Genomic DNA, 5,042 nt, shown 5'->3' with positions numbered 1-5,042 from the left:
ATCAGTTCCTAATTATTTACAAAGAAAGGGTCAGGCTATAACAATAACCCAACCCAAGCTTAATTTACTTACACACTTCCTGAGACAGTGTCCATAACTGCTTTTATGTAAGCAGCAAAAGCTTCTTATTTCTTAACGTAGTTACCAGCTAAACTACCGCCCCCACCACAGAAATACATTAAATCGTATCTATCGTCAAAGTTGGAAGTAAACACGAAGAGAGTTTTCTCTTTATCTACAAATCGGATAACCATGGTTGATTTCATTTTATCGTGCTGATCATTTAGCGACACCTCAATTTGGTCGTTAATAATCCTCCCTTTACCCGTAAATTCACAACCTTTACCTGCTCCTTCGCTGCTAAAGCTCACTTGCACGGCATCAGTCAGGCCATCTATTGGTTCAACAAGAAGATATTGCTGATATGCACCTGGTTCATTGCCAAAGTCCATAGCGTACGAGCCTAAAAAGTTTTGGGCATTTAATGGAACTTGTTTCTTTAATTTATAAAACTCAGCCAACTGATCAGAAGACTCACCTAACGAATCAGTCATTTGAATTACAGAATCTGATAGTTGTTGGTAATAATAAGTTTCTTGATTGGGCATTAATGCCTTGAGCAATTTACCGTCTAATTCCCAAGTTCCCCACTCAGTAGTTGAGGTACTATCCGTGTCAATGTATTGTGAGGTTATGGCAACTTTATTATCTCCAAAGAAACTAGCCTTTGTCTTTATTCCCACGCAGTCAGCACAAGGTAGCTGACCTATATAATACCCACTAAAATTTGGATCAAAACCCTTTGTATCTTTTTTGTTTCCTCCACAAGCCCCCAAGAGAAGTATAAGGGAGAAAGATGCAATACCGTAAAGTAGTCTTTTTTTCATCATCAATTATTTAATATGGTTGCTACAAATATATGTATATTTTCAATTATCCAATAGAAACTCTACATGAATACCTCCTTTTTAACACAATAGCCATCGGGTCTGCCCTACTTTTTATGAAAACTATTCATTTATTATACAAATTAAACTTAGCAAACACATAAAGTCTTTGTAAAACTTAAACTAGGTACAAGAGCACCTATTTATAACCAAAAGTAGGTATTGTTTATCAAGCCATTCTGTAGCTAATTTTGTGCAACAAAATAAACATAAAACAACGTATGCAAATCATTCGTAAAGTTAGCTTACTCGTGCTGCTATTAACAGCGGTTAGTTGGCAGGTACAAGCTCAAAGACTACTAAAAGGTCGAATCACAGATGCTCAGCATGAACCACTTATTTCTGCTAGTATTTCAATCAAAGGAACAACTCAAGGCGTTAGCTCCGACAGTGATGGTAATTACGAAATAAGCATACCCTCAGGCAATCAAACTCTTATTGCCTACTACATGGGATATGATAGTAAGGAAATTAAACTCACCTCAGAGCTACTCGAATCGGGTAAACTTAATATCGTTTTAAAAGAAAACAGTATTATGCTCAGCGAAGTTGCTATCGAAGGGAAAAGCCCCGTACAACAAATTAGAGAAACGCCATTCAATGTTACAGCAATAGCTGCCAATAAACTTCACAACATCTCTACCGACCTAAATCAAGTGCTTAATCGTACCACAGGGGTTCGTGTACGCGAAAGTGGATGAACAGGTTCAGACTTTTCGTTCTCACTAAATGGCTTCTCAGGGAAACAAGTCAAATTTTTCCTTGACGGTATTCCTATTGATAATTACGGATCGTCATTCACACTCAATAATATACCCGTAAATATGGCCGAGCGTATTGAGGTATACAAGGGAGTGGTTCCAATTTCACTTGGAGGTGATGCTCTGGGTGGAGCAGTAAATATCGTAACGAAACAAAGCATGAGAAAGTATATCGATGCATCATACAGCATCGGCTCTTTCAACACACATAAGGCCTCTTTCAGTGGGCGTTTCGCCAATAAAATGGCTACTTACTCAATATTAATGCCTTTGGGAACTATGCTAAGAACGATTACAAAGTCAATGTTGAGTCTATCGATAAAACTGGAACTGGAAAGTTCTTGCCTCCAAGAAAACACAAACGTTTCCACGATGGGTATAAATCGGGAACTCTTATTCTTGAAGCAGGAGTTAAAGACAAGTCTTTTGCCGATTACCTATTAGTAGGTATGACTTTAACGGGTAACCACGATGAGATCCAACAAGGCTCAACGATGAATCGTGTAGTTGGTGGAGCATTCAGAAGTACCGAGTTCGATCCAGATTACTTTTTAGATCTAGAGTCAAGCAGCATCAAAGGTAAAGTTTTATCTGCCTACCACGCAGGAGGAGATTCAGCAGTCATGTTATATATCCCCACTGAGCTAGACACTGAGAAGAACAACTGGGCATTTACAAGTGATAAGACTATATTTAAGGTAGCAATTATAAACCTACCGACTCAAGAGATTATTGAGGTAACCAATTTACCGGGTGTAAGTGGTGATAACTTCTACGGCTATGCCAGTCTTTATGCTGAAGATGGAAAAGCCTATAAAAGCTTCTTTACTGGTGATGCTGCACGCATCTACGAGATTGATTTGACTACAGGTGTGGCAAGAGCTGGCGCTCATATACGTGGGGGTAAATACATTCCCGTACTTTCAAGATTCAACTACTAAACTGATTAAGATTTTATAATGAATAAAAGATTTAAGAAATTCGCTTTCCAAGCTCATTTATGGCTAGGAGGTATATCGGGGATAGTGGTTTTTGTTGTTTGTATCACAGGTGCTATTTGGGCTATAGGTATACATAACTGGCTAGGTACTAATGAGCAACCCACAAAGATAGAGGCTGAAGGTAAATCATTTTTAGCTCCCTCAGTTATTCTCGAACAGCTCAAAAATAGTCATCATATTGAGAGTCCAAATTCGATATCTTACACTCCAAACGAAGAGAGTACAATCCGTGTATATAACGATTCAACAAGCTTAATGCTCAAGGTTAACCCCTACACAGCTGATGTAACCGAACTTAAAGACTATAACAGCAGCGAATACGAAATGAGTTTTTGGGATTATATGCGCTGGGGACATCGTGCACTATGGCTGCCTTGGGACACGGGGCGAATGATAGTAAATTATGGTACCCTACTGTTTTTGATAGTTCTGATTTCTGGGCTCATCCTTTGGGTACCAAAATCAAGAAAAGGTCTTAAAAACAGATTAACACTCAATTGGACAAAAACAACCAAAGCAAAACGCAAATTTTATGACCTGCACTTGGTATTGGGATTTTATGCCAGTTTTCTACTGATTATTATCTGTGCAACAGGAATGGTTTGGGGATTGAGCTGGTGGTCGGAAGCAACCTATAAGGTAACAACAGGTAAAAGTTTACCTCCATGGGGAGCTATTAAATCAACACCCGACCCCAATGCAATAATTGCTACAGCTTCGCAGGCAGACAAATTGGATATCCTTTTTTATCAAACCATAGAAAACAACCCACAAATGGAGAGTTTTAGCATCAGTATCTCACAAGCCGACACTACTCCGTTTGAGGTGCGAGTAAATAACGATCGAAGTGTACTTTATAATTACGATACCTACAATTATAACTACGACAGCTTAGATCTAATCGAAGCCCAAGGGTACAATACAGGGAAATATGAAGATAAAAGTTTCGGCGAAAAGTTGAGAAGGCAAAACTACGACCTGCATATTGGTCGAATCTGGGAGCCAGTAGGTGAAGTCTTAATATTCTTTGCAGCACTCTTTGGTGCAAGTTTACCATTAACTGGTTACTATATTCTTTTTGTAGTAAAGCGTCGAGGACGAAAGAAAACCAAATAGAAAAAAGAAACGGTCAGAATGAAGAATCATCCTGACCGTTTGCTTTTATATTATCACCTAGTGGTTTGGTGTAAACGACTTACTCGCTCTGCTACTCCCACTTACTCCTAGTATTACTAAAGCTTAGCCTCTTGTACAAGCACAATCCTCAGCTAAAGGAATGTATTGATTGTCAAGTTGAGATATACTATACTTTTGACAAATAACAGCTGACATCTTATCTAAAACCTCTTCTTTTAAACTCGAATCAATCGTCATTAAAAGTGCCTTATACACATCAGCAATCGAGGTTGTATTCAAACCTTCTTGTGCTATATAGTCAGCGTAAGTTGCTGGTAGATTCGTATTGAGGTTACGCATAACACTATAAAATGAAGTTTCATCAAGAGGGAAGAGTGCCGACTGATCATTACCAATTACATCCCATAAGCGAACAAAAGCTTCGTCTACGCTAACGTTCTCTATATCGATATATTTATTGAGAGACATCTCGAGTACCAAAGGGCTTTTCCCCGATATATAATCAACTCCCTTAGAGGTAAGAACCACTAAAGTAGGGTCGAAACTCGATGAGCCAAAGTAACCACTGTCCATAAGGTTTTTCAACGTAAGGTATAGTTTGTGAAGGCGAGATTCATCGACCTCTTTGGCCAAGTCGGCACGTACCTTCCAAAGGGTATAGCCTTGCCCCTGCTCACAGTTTCCGTTTCTAAAAACCTCAAAAACTTCATCAGCATACACCTTATAATTTTCTTCAGTATTTATCATGATTAAATATCTTTTATTGAGTTAGTCTTAAAGAGTCAAAGGTATTAAGTTTTAATTATGTAAACAATAATTAATGAATCAAGTTTAGCTATTAGAAAGCCAAATAGATAGTTTATAATCATTTTGATTATAATAACTGATGCTATGAAATAATAATTCCACAAATCAGCTTTTAGAAGCTACAAAACTTAAAACACTCAATATTTATCGTAGGAAGACCATAAAATAAAAAGAGCATAAATATAGAAATACACGTTCTATTTACTTGATTTATATAGAACTATACTGTAAGTTAGGATGTGACTATCACCTAAAACCTGGTTATTATGCTTAAACAAATTAGAATCTTGAAAGTGGAGTTCCTAACTTTTCTTGTACAAATAGTTAAGCGACATTATTCATATTCTGTTTTCTGTATTGGTTGTTAAACTCTTCAATAGTTTGATAGT

General features: G+C 37.6%; 5 protein-coding genes and 1 pseudogene. 4 read left to right on the top strand and 2 right to left on the bottom strand.

Translation table 11 applies throughout. From position 1 onward, the window contains the following. Positions 1-125 precede the first annotated feature (125 nt). Entirely contained in the window at positions 126-887 is a 762-nt protein-coding gene (locus tag B091_RS0111325) for a copper resistance protein NlpE N-terminal domain-containing protein (protein ID WP_018110110.1), read from the bottom strand. 281 nt (positions 888-1,168) lie between these two features. Between B091_RS0111325 and B091_RS12395 the strand changes: the two genes are divergently transcribed. From B091_RS12395 to B091_RS0111305, 4 genes and pseudogenes are all read left to right on the top strand, one after another. Beyond that, positions 1,169-1,648, top strand: coding sequence for a carboxypeptidase-like regulatory domain-containing protein (locus tag B091_RS12395; protein WP_018110109.1), 480 nt, complete (start codon positions 1,169-1,171; stop codon positions 1,646-1,648). Positions 1,649-1,666: 18 nt separating this feature from the next. Continuing rightward, a pseudogene (locus B091_RS12390) lies at positions 1,667-2,152 on the top strand (TonB-dependent receptor); the annotation flags it as partial. Further along, entirely contained in the window at positions 2,050-2,649 is a 600-nt protein-coding gene (locus B091_RS12385; protein ID WP_051552761.1) for a DUF4374 domain-containing protein, read from the top strand. The pseudogene B091_RS12390 and the gene B091_RS12385, both read left to right, overlap by 103 nt. Before the next feature lie 18 nt (positions 2,650-2,667). Beyond that, positions 2,668-3,825, top strand: a complete 1,158-nt coding sequence (locus tag B091_RS0111305; protein ID WP_018110107.1) for a PepSY-associated TM helix domain-containing protein — start codon at positions 2,668-2,670, stop codon at positions 3,823-3,825. A 123-nt stretch (positions 3,826-3,948) separates the two neighbouring features. On the opposite strand, the gene B091_RS0111300 is transcribed toward B091_RS0111305, so the two are convergent. Next, a complete protein-coding gene (locus tag B091_RS0111300; RefSeq protein ID WP_018110106.1) occupies positions 3,949-4,593 on the bottom strand; it encodes a hypothetical protein in 645 nt (214 codons plus the stop codon). Positions 4,594-5,042 lie beyond the last annotated feature (449 nt).

It is taken from the genome of Bacteroides propionicifaciens DSM 19291 = JCM 14649, from assembly GCF_000375405.1.
GTDB lineage: Bacteria > Bacteroidota > Bacteroidia > Bacteroidales > Bacteroidaceae > Bacteroides_E > Bacteroides_E propionicifaciens.
Note: the sequence above shows the minus strand (reverse complement) of the source record. Positions and strands in the feature narration are given on the sequence as shown.